Here is an 18,877-nt window from a genome sequence, read left to right on the forward strand (position 1 = left end):
GACTTTTGGCACGCTGTTGAGTTCTCAAGGAACGGACGCTTCCTTCAAATCCCTCTCAGGACTCTCCGGGCTTTTCCCTCCGGTCTTGCGTTTCCAACCTTACCAGACCTTTTTCTCACTCCGTTTCCGGAATTCGAATTCGATCCAGCACCCGATTGGAAGGGCTTTTCGCCTTTCGGCGTGTCCACTACGTTAGCTGATGCCCAGTGCAACTCATAATCGAGTTCATCGGGATGAATTCCGGCACGCCGAAATAGAACCCGATTGGGTTTTGCGAGGTGTAGTGGATGGCCGCTTCCGGGGTGCTGAACAGCAGGCCCGGCTCAAGCGGCTCGGGCTACGTTAGGCGGCTCCCGGTGCCGAGTCAAGTTGACCTTCGGCGCGGTGCGTGCGGCCGGTAGGGACTGACCGTCGGGTCGCCGTCGATCCAGTAGCGCCAGGGTTGATGGGCTCCCCCGCCTCCCACTCCCGTACGCGGACCGTTGCGTACCAGCTCAGCGCTGGGGGCGAGGCCCGGGAGCAGTGACAGGGGCGCCGTGCTGTCAGCGCAGAGGTCCGTACCGTTCAAGGCACGGTCCACATCGAGGGCCGTGGCGAGTCGTGCCGGCCCTTTGGCCAGTTCTCTGTCATGACGGGCTGAGAATCGACGTTTGCGGGCGAGGTCTGCGCCTACCCGGATCTCACCCGCTCGGAGAAGGACCCCGCTGGCACGCCCCTCCGGGCCGCATACGGCGTTGAGGCAGTGCCACATTCCGTATGTGAAGTAGACGTAGGCGTGACCCGGCGGACCGAACATCACCTCGTTCCGCGCGGTGCGGCCCCGATAGGCGTGCGAGCCGGGGTCGACCTCGCCCGCGTACGCCTCGACCTCGGTGATCCGCAGTTCCATCGTGCCCTCGGCCGTACGGCGTACCAGGGTGCAGCCGAGGAGCTGTGGCGCCACCTCCAGAACGGGGCGGTCGAAGAACTCCCGCGACAACGGCGTACGGTCGGAGGTCTCGGTCATGCCGTCTGAGGGTAGCGGGGAACCGGTGACCCTTGAGGTGCGTAAGTAGGGGTCAAGCCCCGAGCAGAAGCAAGAAGGAGTGGACATGGGTTTCAAGAAGCTACTGGCGAGTCTGGGAGCCGGTGGGGCCTCCGTGGAGACGGTGCTCACCGAGGAGAACGTCGTACCCGGTGGTGTGGTGCAGGGTGAGGTCCGCATCGAGGGTGGCTCCGTCGACCAGAAGATCGAGGGGCTGTCCGTCGGCCTTCAGGCGCGGGTCGAGGTGGAGAGTGGCGACGGCGAGTTCAAGCAGGACCTTGAGTTCGTCAAGCAGCGGCTCGGCGGCGCCCTCGAAGTGAAGGCAGGAGCGGTCCACGTCGTGCCCTTCGGCCTGGAGATCCCCTGGGAGACCCCGGTGACCAGCATCGCCGGGCAGCAGCTGCGCGGGATGAACATCGGCGTCACCACGGAACTGGAGATCGCACGCGCGGTGGACTCCAGCGATCTGGACGCGATCAACGTGCATCCGCTCCCGTCCCAGCAGGCGATCCTCGATGCCTTCCTCCACTTGGGATTCCGTTTCAAGAGCGCGGACATGGAGCGCGGGCACATCCGCGGAACACGGCAGCGGCTGCCGTTCTACCAGGAGATCGAGTTCCTGCCGCCCAGCCAGTACCGGGGTCTGCACCAGGTGGAGTTGACCTTCATCGCGGATGCGCGCGAGATGGACGTCATCGTGGAGATGGACAAGAAGCCCGGACTGTTCAGCGAGGGAAGCGACTCGTACAAGGCGTTCACGGTGGGGCACCACGACTTCCAGTCGACCGACTGGGGTGCGTACCTCAACCAGTGGCTCGCCGATGTCGGTGGTCGCCGGAACTGGCTCTAGGCTCCGGAACGGTAGGCAAGCAGTCACCAACAGCCGAGCCGGAGGTACAGCCGTGACCGAGTCCACGAAGGCACCCCTTCCCCATGACTTCCATCCGCCGGTGCCGTCGTTCACGGTGGTGAGCGACGACGTCACAGCGGGATCGGCCCTGAAGGACGCACAGGTCCATGCCGAGGGCAATGTCTCGCCGCACTTGCGGTGGGAAGGGTTCCCTCCGGAGACCAAGAGCTTCGCCGTCACGTGCTTCGATCCGGACGCCCCCACGGGCAGCGGATTCTGGCACTGGGTGCTCTTCGACATCCCCGCCTCCGTGACCGAGTTGGCCGCAGGAGCAGGGAGCGGAGCCTTCCAGGGTTTGCCCAAGGGTGCCGTCCACGCCCGGAACGACTACGGGACGAAGGACTTCGGCGGAGCCGCTCCTCCCGCGGGTGAGAACCACCGCTATGTGTTCACCATCTATGCCGTGGACACGGCGGAACTCGGACCCGACGAGGATGCCTCGCCTGCGGTCGTGGGCTTCAATCTGCGGTTCCACACGCTCGCGCGTGCCTCGCTGATCGGGGAGTACGAAGGTCCTTCTGCTCACTGACCGTTCGTCCGTTGTTTGCCCTGCTCTGGTCTTGGAGAGATCAGAGCAGGGCACTTTTTCTTTTCCGGGCCCGGGGAAAGCCCCGGGAGGGCGGCGGATATTGCGTTGTCCATCTCGGCGCGCCCAGCCAGAGTTGATCCGAGCCGCGAGCCCGATCACGGGTGGGGCCGGGATACGGAGGTGGGCGTGATGCGCGACACGCTGGTGCTGAATGCGAGCTTCGAGCCGCTGTCGACGGTGTCGTTGAACCGTGCGGTCGTGCTGGTCCTCCAGGACAAGGCCGTCGTCGAGCAGGCCCATCCCGGACTTCGGGTGCGTGCCGCCACCGTGGAACTTCCGGTACCGCGGGTGATCAGGTTGTGCAGATACGTACGGGTGCCGTTTCGAAGACAGGCACCCTGGTCACGGCGGGGGGTACTGGTGCGGGACCAGTACCGGTGCGCGTACTGCGGCAAACGCGCGACGACCGTGGACCATGTCGTGCCGCGTTCCCACGGTGGTGGGGACACCTGGCTGAACACCGTGGCTTCCTGCGCGGAGGACAATCACCGCAAGGCGGACCGTACGCCGGAGCAGGCGGGGATGCCGTTGCTGCGGGAGCCATTCGTACCGTCGCCTGCCGATGCGATGTTGCTGGGGTTGAGGGCGGGTGAGCGCTCCGAGTTGCCGCAGTGGTTGCTCGCCCGGCAAGCGGCCTAGCGTCATGCCTCCGGCCCGTCCTTGAGTTGGATCAGGGGCGGGCCTCGTGCTGTCAGCCGTAGCGGCGGAGCAGCAGTTGGACGATGGCGACCGTGCCCACCACGACGATGAAGATGCGCAGTGCCGTGGGCGAGAGCTTGCGGCCGTACTTGGCGCCCACATGGCCGCCGATGGCGGAACCGATCGCGATCAGGACGACGGCGGTCCAGTCGGGCTCGGCGACGATGATGAAGAAGATCGCTGCGATGGAGTTGACCACCGCGGCGAGGACGTTCTTGACGGCGTTGATCCGCTGCATGCTCTCGTTGAGGAGCATCCCCATCAGGGCGACGTAGAGGATGCCCTGGGCGGCCGTGAAGTAGCCGCCGTAGATGCTGGCGGCGAGCAGTCCGACGATGAGGAGCGGACCGCCGTCGGGGTGGGCGTCCGTGGTGCCATTGGCGGCGCGGCGGCTCTGGACGGCGCGGGCGATGCGCGGCTGGAGGACGACCAGCACGAGGGCGAGCGCAACGAGTACGGGGACGATGGTCTCGAAGGCGGTCGGCGGCAGGGTGAGCAGCAGTACGGCGCCGCTGATGCCGCCGACCGCGGCGACGATGCTGAGCTTGATGATCCGGTCGCGTTGGCCGGCGAGTTCGTGCCGGTATCCGATGGCGCCGCTGACGGCCCCGGATACGAGGCCGAGTGCGTTGGAGACGGTCGCGGTGACGGGTGACAGGCCGGTGGCGAGGAGCACGGGGAAGGTGATCAGCGTGCCCGAGCCGACCACGCTGTTGATGGCGCCGGCGCTGATGCCCGCGATGAAGACGGCGAGCATCTCCCAGATCGTCACGCTGTGCCCCTCGATGATCGGTGCCGAATGCACCGATCATGCCCGATCCGGTGGAGGGGTCAGGTGACGGGGGGCTCTTCGCGGCGCTCGACCGGGCCGCCGCCGTGGTTGCCCCCGTGGTTGCCGCCGCCGTTGCCGCCGGTGTTGAAGCCGGGGACACCGCCGCCGAGGTTGCCGAAGGCTCCGGAGAGGCCCTTGAGTGCGTCCCCGATCTCGCTGGGCACGATCCAGAGCTTGTTGGCGTCGCCCTCGGCGATCTTCGGGAGCATCTGGAGGTACTGGTAGGAGAGCAGCTTCTGGTCCGGGTCGCCTGCGTGGATGGACTCGAAGACGGTGCGGATGGCCTGTGCTTCACCTTCGGCGCGCAGGGCTGCCGCCTTGGCCTCGCCCTCGGCGCGGAGGATGGCGGACTGCTTCTCGCCCTCGGCGGTGAGGATCTGGGACTGGCGGATGCCTTCGGCGGTGAGGATGGCGGCCCGCTTGTCGCGGTCGGCGCGCATCTGCTTCTCCATCGAGTCCTGGATGGAGGTGGGCGGCTCGATGGCCTTGAGCTCGACACGGTTGACGCGGATGCCCCACTTGCCGGTGGCCTCGTCGAGCACCCCGCGCAGGGCGGCGTTGATCTCCTCGCGGGAGGTGAGGGTCCGCTCCAGGTCCATGCCACCGATGATGTTGCGCAGTGTGGTGACGGTGAGCTGCTCGATGGCCTGGATGTAGCTGGCGACCTCGTAGGTCGCTGCCCTGGCATCGGTGACCTGGTAGTAGATGACGGTGTCGATGTTGACGACCAGGTTGTCCTGGGTGATCACCGGCTGGGGCGGGAAGGGCACGACCTGCTCGCGGAGGTCGATGCGGTTGCGGATGGAGTCGATGAACGGGACGACGATGTTCAGTCCGGCGTTCAGGGTGCGGGTGTAGCGCCCGAACCGCTCGACGATGGCGGCGCTGGCCTGTGGGATGACCTGGATCGTCTTGATCAGGGCGATGAAGACCAACACCACCAGAATGATCAGGACGATGATGATCGGTTGCATCGAGTTCCCCGTGTCCTTCGCTGCCGAGTGATTTTGATGATCGAGTTTCCCAGACCATGGGCTTGTATGGGGAGCGTTCCGGTCTGTTGTCTCACTTCAGTGGGTTCTGTGAGTCGTTGTGGCGTCGATCCTCCGGTCACATGACGACCGCGGTGGCTCCTTCGATCTCCACGACGTCGACCTGTTGGCCGACTTCGAAGGCCATGTCGGCGTCGAGTGCGCGGGCGGACCAGATCTCGCCTGCGAGTTTGATGCGCCCTCCGCTGCCGTCCACCCGCTCCAGCACGACGGCTTGACGTCCCTTCAGGGCGTCAACTCCGCTGGCGAACTGGGGGCGTCCGGCGCGATGTCGGGTGGCGATGGGCCGGACGACGGCGATGAGGGCGACGGACACCACCACAAACACGAGCACTTGGGCGACCACGCCCCCGCCCAGCGCCGCGACGATGGCGCCCCCGACCGCTCCTGCGGAGAACATCCCGAACTCCGGCATCGCCGTGAGGACGAGCGGAATCCCCAGGCCGACCGCGACGATCAGCCACCACACCCACGCGTCGATTTCCACGCCTCCATGGTAGGTCTGCCGGTCGGGGTCACGACAGGGGGCAAGGAGGGCTCAGCGCGCACGAGGAGGGGTCATCGGCTCCCTCCATGGGTCAGGTGTGACTGGTGATCTCTCCTGGGGTTTCCGGGGTCAACCGGGAGTTCTGAGAGGTCCACGGTGAAATGACACCGTCTGTGTTGTTGCGGTGCGTCGACGCATGTCGGCACACATCGGCGCACGTTGAGGCGCGCTGGAGCCCATGTGCGCATGCGTGTACGGCGGTCTTGGGGCGGGTCAGCGGAGCGGGAGGCCCTGTGCGGTCCAGCGGGCGCCGTTGCGTTCGACCACCAGGGGCAGTCCGAAACAGAGGGAGAGGTTGCGAGAGGTCAGCTCGGTCTCCACGGGACCGGCGGCGAGCACCCTGCCCTGTCTGATCATCAGCACATGGGTGAAGCCGGGCGGGATCTCCTCGACGTGGTGGGTGACCATGATCATGGAGGGGGCGATCGGGTCGCGGGCGAGCCGGCCGAGACGGCGCACCAGGTCCTCACGGCCGCCGAGGTCGAGTCCTGCCGCGGGCTCGTCGAGGAGCAGCAGTTCCGGGTCGGTCATCATGGCCCGCGCGATCAGCGTGCGCTTGCGCTCCCCCTCGGAGAGGGTGCCGAACCGGCGGTGCAGGTAGTCGGTCATGCCGAGGCGGTCGAGGAAGGCGCGGGCGCGGTCCTCGTCGACCTGGTCGTAGTTCTCGTGCCAGGTCGCGGTCATGCCGTACGCGGCGGTGAGGACCGTTTGGAGGACGGTCTGGCGCTTGGGCAGCTTCTCCGCCATGGCGATGCCGGCCATGCCGATGCGGGGGCGGAGGTCAAAGACGTCGACCCGGCCGAGGCGCTCGCCGAGGATCGTGACCTCGCCGCCGGTGGGGAAGAGGTAGCTGGACGCGAGGTTGAGGAGCGTGGTCTTGCCGGCGCCGTTCGGGCCGAGGATGATCCAGCGCTCTCCCTCCTTGACCGACCAGGAGACGTCGTCCACTAGAGCGCGTCCGTCGCGGACCACGGATACGTCCACCAGCTCCAGTACATCGCTCATGAGCGCGTTGTCTCCCCATGCAATCGTCTTGAGGTTGTGTGGAGGCGTTGTGTGCCTGTGGGCACAGCCCCATGGGAAAACCTACGCCACCGACCGAGCAACCCCGTCCCCCGGTCCGATCCTTAGGCTGGGGCCATGCTTGTGGAACCGCGTTCAGGACGTCTGGCCGCATGGGGGAACTCCCTCCTGGGTCATTTGGTGTCGCCCGACGAAGCAGTGCTGGCCATCGTCGGTGACGACGCCGTGCATCGGGTCGAGGGGCTGCCGGGTGAGGCGGGGCCGGTGGGCCTCACCCTCGCGCTGGGTCGGCTGAGGGTGCTGGGGGTGACCGGCTGGCGGCTCGCGTTGCCGGTGCCGGGGCATCCGCTCGGTCTCAGCGGCCCGCCCGACTTCAATGCCCGCGCCTTGGAGGCGCAGGAGGCCGTGGTCGGCTACGGGGCGCCGTACGGGTTGGTGCCGGAGATCAGGGAAGCCGGCCACCCGGGGGACCCGGCCGACGTGCACACGGAGGTGGTCTGGCACTGCCTGTCGGTGCGCGAGGCACCGCCGGCCGACGTGCCGTCGCTGGGCGAGGCCGAACGGGAGCTCGCGGAGGCACTCAGGGCGGCCACGGAGGCCCTGACCCGGCTCGACGTCGCGGCGTCGGGTCCGGTGGCGGAGGCCGCGTTGGACGCCTACCGGGCGCGCGCCGAGCACGGCCGGGAGGCGCTGGCTCCCGGATATCCACCGCGTGCGGTGCGTGTGTTGGAGCTCGCCCAACGGGTGGCCCTGCTAGTCGCGGTGGCCATGGACGGCGGCGGGGCCCGACTCGGCGGCGCGGTGAGCGCGTCACAGATCGGCGCACGCGGGGAGGTGCTCCGGCCCGTGGAGCGGGTGGCACGAAGGGCGCAGGTGGCCGCGTACAACGCGTTCGTGGAGGAACGGGAGCGGGGCGCGTCCTGACGGGAGGGCCTCGGTGCGGGGTCGGAGCCCCGGGTGGGGAGTACGTGCCACCTGCCCGGGGCTTTCTGCGCGCGGCTGCTTGCCGTGTCCTGCGGGGTTCTGGCGCCCGTCACGGGTGACCGGGGAACGGCGATGCCCGGGCATCCGGACCTGGCTCGTGGGGAGGAGGTTTCGGATGCCCGGGCGGGGTGGGGCAAGCGTCAGCCGTTGATGCCCAGGTTGCCGAACGCGGGGTTCAGCAGGCCGACGACGTTCACCGTGTTGCCGACGACGTTGACCGGAACGTGGATCGGTGCCTGGACGAGGTTGCCCGAGCCGACGCCCGGCGAGCCCACGGCGTGGCCGCCGGCGTGCGCGCCCGTGGTGGCGGAGGCCATGCCCGCACCCGCGGCGATGAGGCTGCCGGTGATCATGGTGAGGGCGGCGGCCTTCTTCAGGTTCTTCACTTTTGAACTCCTCCTGGCGTTCGCCGCGACCAATCGCCGCGGCTCGCCCTGGAGAACGGCCGGACGGCGCGGAGGATGCGCCGTCCGGGTGACATACACCCGACAGTATGAATCTCAGACCGGAGCGGAACCGTCAGTGAACTCCTGAGCTAATGAGGCACTCCAGCCGGTCGGTTAGTCGGTTAGTCGGTCAGTCCGTGCCGTACCGCCCACAGGGCCGCCTGGGTTCGGTCCGCCAGATCGAGCTTCATCAGGATGTTCGACACATGCGTCTTGACGGTCTTCTCCGAGAGGACGAGAGCCCTGGCGATCTCCCGGTTGGAGCGTCCGTCAGCGATGAGGCCGAGTACCTCGCGCTCCCGTTCCGTCAGGGAGGTGCCACGTCCCGAGCCGCTGCCGGGCTCGTCCTGGGACAGCAGGGCGACCGCCACCTCGGCCTGGAGGAGCACATGACCTGCGTGGACCGAGCGGATCGCACCGGCCAGCGCCTCGGGGTCCACGTCCTTGTACACGTACCCGGAAGCACCGGCGCGCAGGGCGGGCACCACCGTGCGCTGCTCGGTGAAGCTGGTGACGATCAGCACCTTGGCGGGATTGGACAGCTCCCGCAGCTTGCGCAGTGCCTCGATGCCGTCCGTGCCGGGCATCTTCACGTCCATCAGAACGACGTCGGGCATCAGCTCCTGGGCGCGGGCGACCCCCTCGTCTCCGTCGCCCGCCTCCCCGACGACCTCGATGTCGTCCTGGATCTCCAGGAAGGTGCGCAGCCCCCGCCGTACGACCTGGTGGTCGTCGACCAGTAGGACCCGAACCGTCTTGTCACCCACCGGGGACCTCCATCTCGATCGTCGTGCCCTTGCCGGGCGCGGACACCACGCGGAGCCGACCGCCGACTCCGCTCGCGCGGTCGCGCATCGAGACGAGTCCCAGATGGCGACCCGCCCGGCGGACGTCGCGAGGTTCGAACCCCTTGCCGCTGTCGGTGATGCTGAGGACCGCGCCCTGTCCGCGGCGGGCGAGGACCACGTCGACCTTGTCCGCGCCGGAGTGGCGCAGCGCATTGTGGAGCGCCTCCTGCGCAACCCTGAGCAGGGCTTCCTCCTGCGCCGCGGGCAGCGCCTTCACTCCGCAGGTGTCGAAGGTGACGGTGGCACTGTGCGCCCGGTCCAGGACGTGGATCTGGGTCCGCAGGGTGTTGATGAGTCCGTCCTCGTCCAGTGCGGCGGGTCGGAGTTCGACGACGGCTGCGCGCAGTTCCTCCGTGGCCTCGGCGGCGAGCGCGGCCACCTGCTGGAGCTCGCCCTTGGCACGTGCCGGGTCGCGGTCGACGAGGGCCGCCGCGGCTTGGGCGGTCAGCCGCAGGGAGAACAGCTTCTGGCTGACGGCGTCGTGCAGTTCGTGGGCGAGGCGGGACCGTTCCTCGGCGATGGTGAGTTCGCGGCTGCGCTCGTAGAGCCGGGCATTGGTGAGGGCGATCGCCGCGTGCTGGGCGAGGATCGACAGGAGTTCCTCGTCCTCCTCGGTGAATCCGCAGTCGCCCTGCGGTTTGGCGCAGCGCTTGTTGGCGAGGAAGAGGGCGCCGATGATCTCGTCGCCGTCCTTGACGGGCAACCCGAGGAAGTCGGACATCTCGGGGTGCTCGGCCGGCCAGCCCTCGAAGCGCGGGTCCTTGCGGACGTCGGCCAGCCGCTCGGGCTTCGCGTCGTGGAGCATGGCGGCCAGGATGCCGTGCTGACGGGGCAGCGGTCCGATGGCCTTCCACTGGGCGTCGCTGATCCCGTCGACGACGAACTGGGCGAAGCCGCCGTGATCGTCGGGGACGCCGAGTGCCGCGTACTGGGCGTCGAGCAGTTCGCGGGCCGAGGCGACGATCGTCTTCAGCACGTCACGCACCTCAAGATGCCTGCTCATGGCGAGCAGGGCGGTGCTCACGGCGGCGAGTCCGGTGCTCGGTTGCTGACTCATGAACTCACGGTACCGGCGGTCGTGACGCCGTGTATCGGGCCGGGGACGGCCCTCGCTTAGGGCTCGGGGACTAGGTCGAAGTGCCTTCGGGGTGGGGTCCCGCGGACGAGGCGGTCGGCCGGGTGCCGTTCCTACGGTGGGTGCGTCGGCGCGGACGGTCAGTGGCGCGTCGGGTGCTGAGTGCTGAAGGGGATGGATGCGATGCCGGTTGCGGTGATCACGGGGGCTTCGAAGGGGCTCGGACGGGCGCTCGCCGAGGCGCTGGCCGGGCGGGGGTGGGATCTGGTGCTCGGGGCCAGGACCGCCGAGGTGCTGGCGCGGACCGCGGACGTCGTCCGGTCCCACGGGACGCGGGTGGTGGCGGTACCGGGGGACGTCAACGACGCCGGGCACCGGCGCGAGCTGGTGGCGGCTGCGCGCGAGCTGGGCGGCCTCGACCTGTTGGTGAGCAATGCCAGTGCGTTGGGCGCCGAGCCCTTGGTGCGGCTGGACGTGCTGCCCCTGGAGGGTCTGCGCACGGCGCTGGAGACCAATGTGGTGGCCGCGCTGGGTCTCGTGCAGGAGGCGCTGCCGCTGCTGCGGGCCAGCGGGGCGGGCACCGTGATCGCGTTGAGCTCGGATGCCGCGGCCGAGGCGTACGAGACATGGGGCGGGTACGGGGCCGCGAAGGCGGCGCTGGACCAGCTGGCGGCCGTGCTGGCGGTGGAGGAGCCCGAGCTGCGGGTGTGGGCGGTGGATCCGGGTGACATGGACACCGATCTCTACACGGCTGCCGTCCCGGTGGCCGACGAGCCCCGGCCGTCGCCGCAGACGGTGGTGCCCGGCTTCCTCCGGTTGCTGGACGAGCGGCCGATGAGCGGCCGGTACGGGGCGCAGGCGCTGCTGGGCGGTCTGTAGGCCCGTGGACTGAGGGGTTGCTGACGCCTCCGGGGCGACGACCGCCGGGGTCCGCTCGCTGCCGTGCCTGGACTGGCAGCGGACGGATGCCCCGGTGGTGGAGCGTCCCGCCGGAGCCGAGGGCCCCGGGGGGCGCGACGGCGTGAGGTGGCGATGAGGTAACGGAGGGGATGGAGGCGTGCGTGATGGCACAGGACCATGAGGAAGCCGCCCGGGGCCCGGGCGGCGGGGCTGCGGCCTCCCTGGACGGTCTCCGGGTGCCGCCGGAGCTCTCCGCGCGGCTGCCCGCCGAGGTACGGGGCCACGGCCGGGACGATGTGCGGCTGATGGTGTCGCGGGGGCCGCTGGTCTCCCACCACCCGTTCAGGGAGCTCCCGGGCCGGCTGAGGGCCGGTGACGTCCTGGTGGTGAACACCTCTCCCACCCTGCCGGCGGCCGTGAACGGCCGAGTCGGCGGCGAGGCCGTGGTGGTGCACTTCTCGACCTGCGGGGATGACGGCCGGTGGGCCGTGGAACTGCGGCGCCCGGACGGCGCGGGGAGTACCGCACCCCGTCCCGGCGGCCCCCGGGGTGCGGTGGTACGGCTGCCGGGCGGGGCCCGACTGGTCCTGGAGGGCCCGTTGGCCCCGGGGGCGGACCGGCTGTGGTGGGCTTCGGTGTCCAGTGCCGTGCCGGAGCTGCTGCGGCGCTACGGGCGGCCCATTCGCTATGCGTACACGACCCATGACCAGCCGCTCTCCGCGTACCAGACGGTCTTCGCGCTCCCCACTCCCGATGGCACGGGTTCGGCGGAGATGCCGAGTGCGGCTCGGCCGTTCACCGAGGCGATGGTGGCGGAGCTGGTGAGTCGGGGGGTGCAGTTCGCGCCGGTGGTCCTGCACACGGGGGTGGCGTCCGCAGAGGCGCACGAGCCGCCGTACCCGGAGCGCTTCGCGGTGCCCGCGGCGACGGCGTGGCTGGTGAATGCGGCACGGGCCGGTGGCGGCCGGATCATCGCGGTCGGGACGACGGCGGTCCGGGCGCTGGAGTCGGCGGCGGACGGGAGCGGGGTGGTGCGTCCCGTGTCGGGGTGGACCGATCTGGTCGTGACCGCCGGGCGCGGGGTGCGGGTCGTGGACGGGCTGCTGACCGGCCTGCACGAGCCCGCGGCCTCGCATCTGCTGATGCTGGAGGCCATCGCGGGCCGGGAGTCCCTGGGCCGCGCCTACGCCGAGGCGCTGCGCCGCCTCTACCTGTGGCACGAGTTCGGGGACGTGCATCTCCTCCTCCCGGACGAGATACCCACACATTGCATTGCTGGCGCAACATTCAGTGAAACCGAACCGCACCCGATGTGAGCCCGCACATAGGACGCAGGTCACTTACGAACCTGTTTAGTGGTCGAAGCAAGGGCATGTGAACGGCTGATAAGTAAAGGGAAAGCAGTTTCTCCCGGTCGGTTATCAACTAATCCGGGTCGTACGTCACACCTTTGCCAGGACATTTTGCTGCCGCTAAGAATTGCCGAGTCGCCCGCCGTAGGAGCGCAGCGCCGCCTCCCCGGCCTGATGCGACATCCGCTATTCGAAGAGGTACGACTGTATGTCCGCGTCCAGCACCCGACTGACCAAGGTCCACCGGGCCTCGATCGCCGGTATCGCCGCCGCCGGTGTCGCAGCCATCACCCTCTCCCTCGTTCCCGGCGCCGGTACCGCCGAGGCCGAGGCCGCCACCGTGGCTCCGGCCGTTCCGGTCGCCTGGCAGGCCGATGCCGCCAGTGTGAAGACCGTGCCGGTCCACGCCCACCTCACCAAGCAGCAGTCGGCGATCGAGACCCAGGTCGAGGCCGCCGCGAAGGCCGCCGCCAAGGCCAAGGCCGACGTCAAGGCCGCCGCGGCCCAGAAGGCGAAGCTCGCCGCAGCCGCGAAGCAGGCCGCGGTCGAGGCCGCCGCCAAGAAGCGCGCTGCCGAGCAGGCGTCTGCCAGCCGTGCCGCGGAGGCCGCCCGCAAGCCCGTCTACACGAACAACCTCGACGGCTGGATCCGCCAGTCCCTCGACATCATGAAGAAGCACGACATCCCGGGCTCGTACGACGGTCTGCACCGCAACATCATGCGGGAGTCCAGCGGTAACCCGCGGGCCATCAACAACTGGGACATCAACGCGATCAACGGCGTGCCGTCGAAGGGCCTGCTCCAGGTCATCCAGCCGACGTTCAACGCGTACCACGTGGCCGGTACCCCGCACGACCTGTACCACCCGGTCGCCAACATCGTGGCCGCGGCCAACTACGCCGCCGACCGCTACGGCACCATCGACAACGTCAACGGCGCCTACTGAGCCGTCACGGGCCGATCAGCGCCGAGCACGCCGAAGGGCGGCACCCCACTGCGGGTGCCGCCCTTCGAACGTGCTTGGCCGGTGGCCGCTACTTGCGCATGACCTCGGGCTCGTGGCGGCGCAGCAGTCGGGCCACGACGAAGCCGCAGAAGACGCCGATCGCGAGCAGAACGGTGATGTTGATGCCCCACTGGGCGACCGTGTTCTCCCACAGGGGGTCCAGGTCGTCCGGGTTCTTGTGGTCCCACGGGGGCATCAGCCGGCCGAGGTCCAGGGTGGACCCGGCGCCGGCAATGGCCCAGCGGGAGGGCATCAACCAGGCGAACTGCTCCAGACCGGGTGATCCGTACACCTTGAAGAGGATGCCGGTGAAGACGACCTGGACGATCGCGAACATCACGAGCAGCGGCATGGTCTTCTCGGCGGTCTTCACCAGCGAGGAGATGACCAGGCCGAACATCATCGAGGTGAAGCCCAGTGCGGTGACCACCAGACAGAGTTCGACCGCGGGAGGCATCAGCAGGCCCTCTTCGGGCAGCCTGCGGGGCGCGAAGCCGATGCCACAGATGATGATCGCCTGAACGGCGGTGATCATGCCGAGGACGATCACCTTGGACATCAGGTACGCCGAGCGGGAGAGCCCGGTGGCCCGCTCCCGTTCGTAGATGACCCGTTCCTTGATCAGTTCTCGTACGGAGTTGGCGGCACCGGAGAAGCAGATTCCGACGGCGAGGATCAGCATGATCGTGCCGGCGTCGCCGTTGAACTTGGACCTGCCGTCATTGGGGGCGGCGAGGCCGAAGTCGGCCGGGATGACCACGCTCACCAGCCCGAGGACGGCGGGCAGGATCACCATCAGGCCCATGAAGCCCTTGTCGGACGCGATGACGGACACGTACCGGCGCATCAGGGTCCAGAGTTGGGAGCCCCAGCTCTGCGGCTTCGGCGGTCGCAGTTGTTGGGGCGAGGGCATGTTCACGGACTGCGGGGCGACGGCGTCGATGTCCGCCGCGTACATCTGGTAGTGCTGGGAGCCGCGCCAGCGGCCCGCCCAGTCGTAGTCGCGGTAGTTCTCGAACGCGGAGAACACATCGGCCCAGGTGGTGTAGCCGAAGAAGTTGAGGGCCTCCTCCGGCGGGCCGAAGTAGGCCACCGAACCGCCGGGAGCCATGACCAGCAGTTTGTCGCAGAGTTGGAGTTCGGCGACGGAGTGGGTGACGACGAGCACGGTGCGGCCGTCGTCGGCGAGCCCGCGCAGTAGCTGCATCACATCGCGGTCCATGCCGGGGTCGAGTCCCGACGTGGGCTCGTCGAGGAAGATCAACGAGGGCTTGGTGAGCAGTTCCAGGGCCACGGACACGCGCTTGCGCTGACCACCGGAGAGCGAGGTGATCTTCTTGTCCTTGTGGATGTCGAGCTTGAGCTCGCGCAGCACCTCGCCGATGCGGGCCTCGCGCTCGCTCTCGGCGGTGTCACCGGGGAAGCGGAGTTTCGCGGCGTACTTCAGTGCCTTCCGTACGGTCAGCTCCTTGTGCAGGATGTCGTCCTGCGGGACCAGACCGATGCGCTGGCGCAGTTCGGCGAACTGCTTGTAGAGGCTGCGGTTGTCGTAGAGCACATCGCCCTGGTTGGCGGGCCGATAGCCGGTGAGGGCCTTGAGCAGGGTGGACTTGCCCGAGCCCGACGGGCCGATGACCCCGATGAGGGACTTCTCCGGCACCCCGAAGGACACGTCCCGCAGGATCTGCTTACCGCCGTCGACGGTGACCGTGAGGTGGCGTGCGGAGAAGGAGACCTCTCCGGTGTCGACGAACTCTTCGAGCCGGTCGCCGACGATCCGGAAGGTGGAGTGGCCGACGCCCACGATGTCGTTGGGGCCGATGTTGACGGTGCCCGACTTGGTGATCGGCTGGCCGTTGACGTACGTGCCGTTGTGGGACCCGAGGTCGCGGATCTGGAAGCGGCCGTCGGGGGTGGCGGTGAACTCGGCGTGGTAGCGGGAGACTTGCAGGTCGGAGACGACCAGCTCGTTCTCCAGGGCGCGGCCGATGCGCATCACCCGGCCGAGCGAGAGTTGGTAGAAGGTGGTCGGGCTGCGGTCGCCGTGGGCCGGAGGCGCTCCGACGTGCTGTCGTTCGCCCTGCTGGGGGGCGGACAAGCCCGACTGCTGCGGCCAGCCCTGGCCGACCGCGGGCTCCGGCCAGTTATGCAGGGCCTCGGGCGGCGGTTCGGGCGCCTGGTGTTGGTGATGCCGCCCGCCGACCTGCCCGGAGGCCCCGCCGCCGTGCGCATCGGCGGTCGCGGTGGACAGGACGAGCCGCGGTCCGTCGGTGGCGTTGCCCAGGTGGACGGCCGAGCCCGGGCCTATCTCCGTCCGCTGGATGCGCTGGCCCTGTACATAGGTGCCGTTCGTGCTGCCGTGATCCTCGATCACCCAGGTGTGGCCGCCCCAGCTGACGCTGGCGTGTCGCCAGGAGACCCTGGCGTCCTCCACCACCATGTCCCCCTGTGGATCCCGCCCCAGGGTGTACGACCTGGACGGATCAAGGGCCCAGGTCCTTCCGTTCAATTCCAGTACGAGTTCCCGCACTCCATGCCCCACTACTTGTCCCCCGAATTACCCCCGTCGCAGGGAGTCTAGGGATGGCGAACATCGTGAGGAACTATTTCAGGCTCGGCTGTATCTGCGGAAGTCGGGCCTCGTGAAGACCCGGGAAGGGGAGGCCACGGGCGGCGGAACAGCGATTCCGGAGCCCGGCCGCGGGGGTACGAGCGCCCTCTCGCCATCGATATCGAGCCATGAAGGGCTTCGCCGGTGGGGTCCCGTGGGTATGGGAGTGACCCCGCCCGGCGGCCGGGATGACAGGAGGACCGCCCGGCTGCCCGGCGGGAGGACGGCCGCGGGCGAACCGCACCACCTCGGCGTACGGTGGCGAGTGCGGCCGATGTCCGCCCATCGGGACGGTGCGTCTCGGTCCGGGCCCGCCGGATACGGTGGAGGAACCATGAGCGCTTCGCAGACCTCCGACGTACGTACCCTTCTCGTCAAGATCTTCGGGAAGGACCGCCCCGGGATCACCGCCGGACTCTTTGACACTCTCGCCGCCTACTCCGTCGACGTCATCGACATCGAACAGGTCGTCTCCCGGGGCAGGCTCGTGCTGTGCGCCCTGGTCACCGCACCCACATCGGCCGGGGCCGACGAAGGCGACCTCCGAGCCACCATCCACAGCTGGGCCGAGGACCTGAAGCTCCAGGCCGAGATCATCTCGGGTACGGGCGACAACAGGCCGCGCGGCAGTGGCCGCTCCCACGTCACCGTGCTGGGGCATCCGCTGACCGCGGAGGCGACCGCGGCCATAACGGCCCGCATCACCTCGGTCGGCGGCAACATCGACCGCATCTTCCGGCTGGCCAAGTATCCGGTGACCGCGGTCGAGTTCGCGGTGTCGGGCGCCGAGACCGAGCAGTTGCGGACGGCGCTGGCCACCCAGTCATCGGCGATCGGCGTGGATGTGGCCGTGGTCTCGGCGGGACTACACCGGCGGGCACAACGGCTGGTGGTGATGGACGTGGACTCCACGCTCATCCAGGACGAGGTCATCGAGTTGTTCGCCGCCCACGCGGGGTGTGAGGACAAGGTCGCCGAAGTGACGGCGGCGGCGATGCGCGGCGATCTGGACTTCGAGCAGTCCCTCCACGCACGGGTGGCCCTGCTCGCGGGGTTGGACGCATCGGTGGTGGACAAGGTGCGCGCGGAGGTGCGGCTCACCCCCGGCGCACGGACACTCATCCGGACGCTGAAGCGGCTCGGTTTCCAAGTGGGTGTGGTCTCGGGCGGGTTCACACAGGTCACGGATGACCTCATGGAGCGGCTCGGGCTGGACTTCGCCTCGGCGAACACGCTGGAGATCGTGGACGGAAAGCTCACCGGTCGGGTCACGGGTGAGATCGTGGACCGGGCGGGCAAGGCGCGGCTGCTGCGCCGCTTCGCAGCGGAGGCGGGCGTACCGCTCGCTCAGACGGTGGCGATCGGCGATGGCGCGAACGATCTGGACATGCTCAACGCGGCCGGTCTCGGAGTGGCGTTCAACGCCAAGCCCGTCGTGCGCGAGGCCGCGCACACCGCGGTGAACGTGCCCTTCCTGGACACCGTGCTCTATCTGCTCGGGATCACCCGGGAAGAGGTCGAAGCGGCGGACGGCGAGGACGACGCGCCCACTGAATCCTGAGCCCTTCCACGATCGAGGCCCCGGCGCACGCGCGCCGGGGCCTCTTCGACCGCTCGAAGATCAAGGTGCCGATCGTAGGGACGTTCTCGGTCGGCGGCGGCTCACGGGCCGCGGCCCGGGCTCAGGAGTGCGGAGTCCAGAAGTCACGCAGGGTGCCCACTCCGTGCTCCAGTGACTTCCAGGAGCCGTTGAAGGTGATGACGGCGTAGGCCGAGGTCGGGAAGCCACTGCGGTTCATCCGGGGCAGGAGATCGCCCTCGGTCTCGCCCGCGAGCGCATCGGCGAGGGCGTGCATCCCGGGGTTGTGGCCGATGACCAGAACGTTGTTCACCTCGTCGGAGGTCTCGCTCAGCAGGGCGATGAGCTCGCCCAGGGACGCCTCGTAGAGCCGCTCCTCGTAGATCGTCCGGGGGCGCTGCGGCAACTCGTGGACGGCGAGCTTCCATGTCTCGCGGGTCCGGGTGGCCGTCGAACAGATGGCGAGGTCGATCGGAATGCCGGTCCCGGCGAGCTGGCGGCCGACCACCGGTGCGTCCTTGCGGCCCCGCTCGGCGAGCGGGCGCTCGTGGTCGGACTCGTCCGACCATTCGGCCTTGGAGTGTCGAAGGAGGACGATCGTGCGGGCTGCGGAAGATGCGGGCGATCCGGGGGCTGTCCCTCCGGAAGACGTGGCGACGCTCATGCACCCCAGCTTCGCATGAAATGTGCCGGCGGGCGCGGGGTGTTGAAGGGCTCACCCCCCTCGGCCGAATCCCTGGCGCGACGCTCACGGCGTCCCGGGCGAGGGGCGGCAAGGAAGCCGACGAAGGCCAGGTGGACAAGGCTGCGGCGATGGCGGAGGGCACGGGCGGGACGCCGGTGAGGGAGGGGGCGTCACCGGACACCGACGGGTCGGCGGAGGTCAGCGGGCAGGGGCCTCGACGGATCGTCAGCCGGGGGCTCAGGGGAACAGCAGGCGGCGCAGTTGGGCGACGAGGTCACCGATCCCGCTCTCCCCGCCGGTGGGCTGCGCCTGGGCGGGATCCGCAATCAGCAGCAGCAGAAAGACGAAGGCGAGCATCGGCAGGGCCAACGCCCACCAGTGGAGCCGGACACCGCTGCCGCCTGCGGCGGGGGAAGGGGTGGGCGAATGCGCCGACATGGCCGTCTCCTCTGGGTCGTCCGCTGGTCTGCTCCGCTACGGGAAAACCTACGGATCGTGAGGTGACAGGCCCATCCGGTGACCCACCCACTTGTCCCTGAACCTGACCCCCTAGGGGATGGTGGTGCTAGCCCCACCCTCCCCCGGCGGGCCTATCAGGGAGAGGCGATCGTCGCGATGATGCCCATCACGACGAACAGACCGAGCATCGTGCCGAAGATCAGGAGAAGCTTCTTCTGGCCGTTCTGGGGATTCGGATCGAGGACTGGCTTCATCT

General features: G+C 68.8%; 20 protein-coding genes. 8 read left to right on the top strand and 12 right to left on the bottom strand.

What is annotated here, in order from left to right:
• Positions 1–364 precede the first annotated feature (364 nt).
• Complete coding sequence (locus ABZ348_RS07850) at positions 365–1,006, bottom strand: DNA-3-methyladenine glycosylase (RefSeq protein WP_358930468.1); 642 nt, start codon at positions 1,004–1,006, stop codon at positions 365–367.
• Positions 1,007–1,091: 85 nt separating this feature from the next.
• Here ABZ348_RS07850 and ABZ348_RS07855 point away from each other — a divergent pair, with 85 nt between their 5' ends.
• The 3 genes from ABZ348_RS07855 (at position 1,092) to ABZ348_RS07865 (ending at position 3,162) form a co-directional block, all read left to right on the top strand.
• On the top strand, positions 1,092–1,874 hold the full coding sequence (locus ABZ348_RS07855) for a sporulation protein (RefSeq protein WP_358930470.1): 783 nt from the start codon (positions 1,092–1,094) through the stop codon (positions 1,872–1,874).
• Between the two features lie 52 nt (positions 1,875–1,926).
• Positions 1,927–2,463, top strand: a complete 537-nt coding sequence (locus tag ABZ348_RS07860; protein WP_358930472.1) for a YbhB/YbcL family Raf kinase inhibitor-like protein — start codon at positions 1,927–1,929, stop codon at positions 2,461–2,463.
• 189 nt (positions 2,464–2,652) lie between these two features.
• On the top strand, positions 2,653–3,162 hold the full coding sequence (locus ABZ348_RS07865; protein WP_358930474.1) for an HNH endonuclease: 510 nt from the start codon (positions 2,653–2,655) through the stop codon (positions 3,160–3,162).
• A 52-nt stretch (positions 3,163–3,214) separates the two neighbouring features.
• Here ABZ348_RS07865 and ABZ348_RS07870 read toward each other — a convergent pair whose 3' ends face one another.
• From ABZ348_RS07870 to ABZ348_RS07885, 4 genes are all read right to left on the bottom strand, one after another.
• A complete protein-coding gene (locus tag ABZ348_RS07870) occupies positions 3,215–3,994 on the bottom strand; it encodes a sulfite exporter TauE/SafE family protein (protein WP_358930476.1) in 780 nt (259 codons plus the stop codon).
• Between the two features lie 59 nt (positions 3,995–4,053).
• On the bottom strand, positions 4,054–5,028 hold the full coding sequence (locus tag ABZ348_RS07875) for an SPFH domain-containing protein (protein ID WP_358930478.1): 975 nt from the start codon (positions 5,026–5,028) through the stop codon (positions 4,054–4,056).
• Positions 5,029–5,164: 136 nt separating this feature from the next.
• The gene (locus tag ABZ348_RS07880; protein ID WP_358930480.1) at positions 5,165–5,593 is read right to left on the bottom strand and encodes an NfeD family protein; all 429 of its coding nucleotides are present in this window, start codon (positions 5,591–5,593) and stop codon (positions 5,165–5,167) included.
• 273 nt (positions 5,594–5,866) lie between these two features.
• Positions 5,867–6,658 carry an ABC transporter ATP-binding protein gene (locus ABZ348_RS07885; RefSeq protein ID WP_358930482.1) on the bottom strand — a complete coding sequence of 264 codons (792 nt, stop codon included), beginning with the start codon at positions 6,656–6,658 and terminating at the stop codon, positions 5,867–5,869.
• Positions 6,659–6,793: 135 nt separating this feature from the next.
• Here ABZ348_RS07885 and ABZ348_RS07890 point away from each other — a divergent pair, with 135 nt between their 5' ends.
• A complete protein-coding gene (locus ABZ348_RS07890; RefSeq protein WP_358930484.1) occupies positions 6,794–7,600 on the top strand; it encodes a hypothetical protein in 807 nt (268 codons plus the stop codon).
• A 200-nt stretch (positions 7,601–7,800) separates the two neighbouring features.
• On the opposite strand, the gene ABZ348_RS07895 is transcribed toward ABZ348_RS07890, so the two are convergent.
• From ABZ348_RS07895 to ABZ348_RS07905, 3 genes are all read right to left on the bottom strand, one after another.
• Positions 7,801–8,046, bottom strand: coding sequence for a chaplin (locus ABZ348_RS07895; protein WP_358930486.1), 246 nt, complete (start codon positions 8,044–8,046; stop codon positions 7,801–7,803).
• A gap of 182 nt (positions 8,047–8,228) precedes the next feature.
• A complete protein-coding gene (locus tag ABZ348_RS07900) occupies positions 8,229–8,873 on the bottom strand; it encodes a response regulator transcription factor (RefSeq protein WP_358930488.1) in 645 nt (214 codons plus the stop codon).
• Positions 8,866–10,011 carry a GAF domain-containing sensor histidine kinase gene (locus ABZ348_RS07905; RefSeq protein ID WP_358930490.1) on the bottom strand — a complete coding sequence of 382 codons (1,146 nt, stop codon included), beginning with the start codon at positions 10,009–10,011 and terminating at the stop codon, positions 8,866–8,868. The genes ABZ348_RS07900 and ABZ348_RS07905 overlap by 8 nt, the downstream gene beginning before the upstream one ends.
• A 201-nt stretch (positions 10,012–10,212) precedes the next feature.
• Between ABZ348_RS07905 and ABZ348_RS07910 the strand changes: the two genes are divergently transcribed.
• The 3 genes from ABZ348_RS07910 to ABZ348_RS07920 all read left to right on the top strand — a co-directional run bounded on the left by ABZ348_RS07910 (position 10,213) and on the right by ABZ348_RS07920 (position 13,227).
• Positions 10,213–10,908 (top strand): SDR family oxidoreductase, encoded by a 696-nt coding sequence (locus tag ABZ348_RS07910; RefSeq protein ID WP_358930491.1) that lies wholly within the window; start codon positions 10,213–10,215, stop codon positions 10,906–10,908.
• Between the two features lie 185 nt (positions 10,909–11,093).
• Positions 11,094–12,245 (top strand): S-adenosylmethionine:tRNA ribosyltransferase-isomerase, encoded by a 1,152-nt coding sequence (locus ABZ348_RS07915; protein WP_358930493.1) that lies wholly within the window; start codon positions 11,094–11,096, stop codon positions 12,243–12,245.
• A 244-nt stretch (positions 12,246–12,489) separates the two neighbouring features.
• Positions 12,490–13,227 carry a transglycosylase SLT domain-containing protein gene (locus tag ABZ348_RS07920; protein WP_358930495.1) on the top strand — a complete coding sequence of 246 codons (738 nt, stop codon included), beginning with the start codon at positions 12,490–12,492 and terminating at the stop codon, positions 13,225–13,227.
• Between the two features lie 88 nt (positions 13,228–13,315).
• Here the strand turns inward: ABZ348_RS07920 and ABZ348_RS07925 are convergent, their stop codons facing one another.
• Positions 13,316–15,829: an FHA domain-containing protein gene (locus tag ABZ348_RS07925; RefSeq protein ID WP_358930497.1), complete on the bottom strand. Its 2,514-nt coding sequence runs from the start codon at positions 15,827–15,829 to the stop codon at positions 13,316–13,318.
• Between the two features lie 403 nt (positions 15,830–16,232).
• On the opposite strand from ABZ348_RS07925, the gene serB reads away from it, so the two are divergent.
• Complete coding sequence (gene serB, locus ABZ348_RS07930) at positions 16,233–17,459, top strand: phosphoserine phosphatase SerB (RefSeq protein ID WP_358930499.1); 1,227 nt, start codon at positions 16,233–16,235, stop codon at positions 17,457–17,459.
• A 121-nt stretch (positions 17,460–17,580) separates the two neighbouring features.
• On the opposite strand, the gene ABZ348_RS07935 is transcribed toward serB, so the two are convergent.
• The 3 genes from ABZ348_RS07935 to ABZ348_RS07945 form a co-directional block, all read right to left on the bottom strand.
• Positions 17,581–18,141 (bottom strand): histidine phosphatase family protein, encoded by a 561-nt coding sequence (locus ABZ348_RS07935; protein WP_358930501.1) that lies wholly within the window; start codon positions 18,139–18,141, stop codon positions 17,581–17,583.
• A 258-nt stretch (positions 18,142–18,399) separates the two neighbouring features.
• Entirely contained in the window at positions 18,400–18,600 is a 201-nt protein-coding gene (locus tag ABZ348_RS07940; RefSeq protein ID WP_358930502.1) for a hypothetical protein, read from the bottom strand.
• Between the two features lie 155 nt (positions 18,601–18,755).
• Positions 18,756–18,875 (bottom strand): SGM_5486 family transporter-associated protein, encoded by a 120-nt coding sequence (locus ABZ348_RS07945; RefSeq protein ID WP_358930504.1) that lies wholly within the window; start codon positions 18,873–18,875, stop codon positions 18,756–18,758.
• Positions 18,876–18,877 lie beyond the last annotated feature (2 nt).

It is taken from the genome of Streptomyces sp. NPDC005963, from assembly GCF_040638655.1.
Classification (GTDB): Bacteria; Actinomycetota; Actinomycetes; order Streptomycetales; family Streptomycetaceae; genus Streptomyces.

Bases quoted from the DNA above. Each gene is read 5' to 3' on its own strand.
- ABZ348_RS07890 (WP_358930484.1), top strand. From the start codon at position 6,794: ATGCTTGTGGAACCGCGTTCAGGACGTCTGGCCGCATGGGGGAACTCC.
- ABZ348_RS07885 (WP_358930482.1), bottom strand. From the start codon at position 6,658: ATGAGCGATGTACTGGAGCTGGTGGACGTATCCGTGGTCCGCGACGGA.
- ABZ348_RS07935 (WP_358930501.1), bottom strand. From the start codon at position 18,141: ATGAGCGTCGCCACGTCTTCCGGAGGGACAGCCCCCGGATCGCCCGCA.
- ABZ348_RS07945 (WP_358930504.1), bottom strand. From the start codon at position 18,875: ATGAAGCCAGTCCTCGATCCGAATCCCCAGAACGGCCAGAAGAAGCTT.
- ABZ348_RS07875 (WP_358930478.1), bottom strand. From the start codon at position 5,028: ATGCAACCGATCATCATCGTCCTGATCATTCTGGTGGTGTTGGTCTTC.
- ABZ348_RS07855 (WP_358930470.1), top strand. From the start codon at position 1,092: ATGGGTTTCAAGAAGCTACTGGCGAGTCTGGGAGCCGGTGGGGCCTCC.
- ABZ348_RS07910 (WP_358930491.1), top strand. From the start codon at position 10,213: ATGCCGGTTGCGGTGATCACGGGGGCTTCGAAGGGGCTCGGACGGGCG.
- ABZ348_RS07940 (WP_358930502.1), bottom strand. From the start codon at position 18,600: ATGTCGGCGCATTCGCCCACCCCTTCCCCCGCCGCAGGCGGCAGCGGT.
- ABZ348_RS07915 (WP_358930493.1), top strand. From the start codon at position 11,094: ATGGCACAGGACCATGAGGAAGCCGCCCGGGGCCCGGGCGGCGGGGCT.
- ABZ348_RS07905 (WP_358930490.1), bottom strand. From the start codon at position 10,011: ATGAGTCAGCAACCGAGCACCGGACTCGCCGCCGTGAGCACCGCCCTG.
- ABZ348_RS07850 (WP_358930468.1), bottom strand. From the start codon at position 1,006: ATGACCGAGACCTCCGACCGTACGCCGTTGTCGCGGGAGTTCTTCGAC.
- ABZ348_RS07920 (WP_358930495.1), top strand. From the start codon at position 12,490: ATGTCCGCGTCCAGCACCCGACTGACCAAGGTCCACCGGGCCTCGATC.
- ABZ348_RS07865 (WP_358930474.1), top strand. From the start codon at position 2,653: ATGCGCGACACGCTGGTGCTGAATGCGAGCTTCGAGCCGCTGTCGACG.
- serB (WP_358930499.1), top strand. From the start codon at position 16,233: ATGAGCGCTTCGCAGACCTCCGACGTACGTACCCTTCTCGTCAAGATC.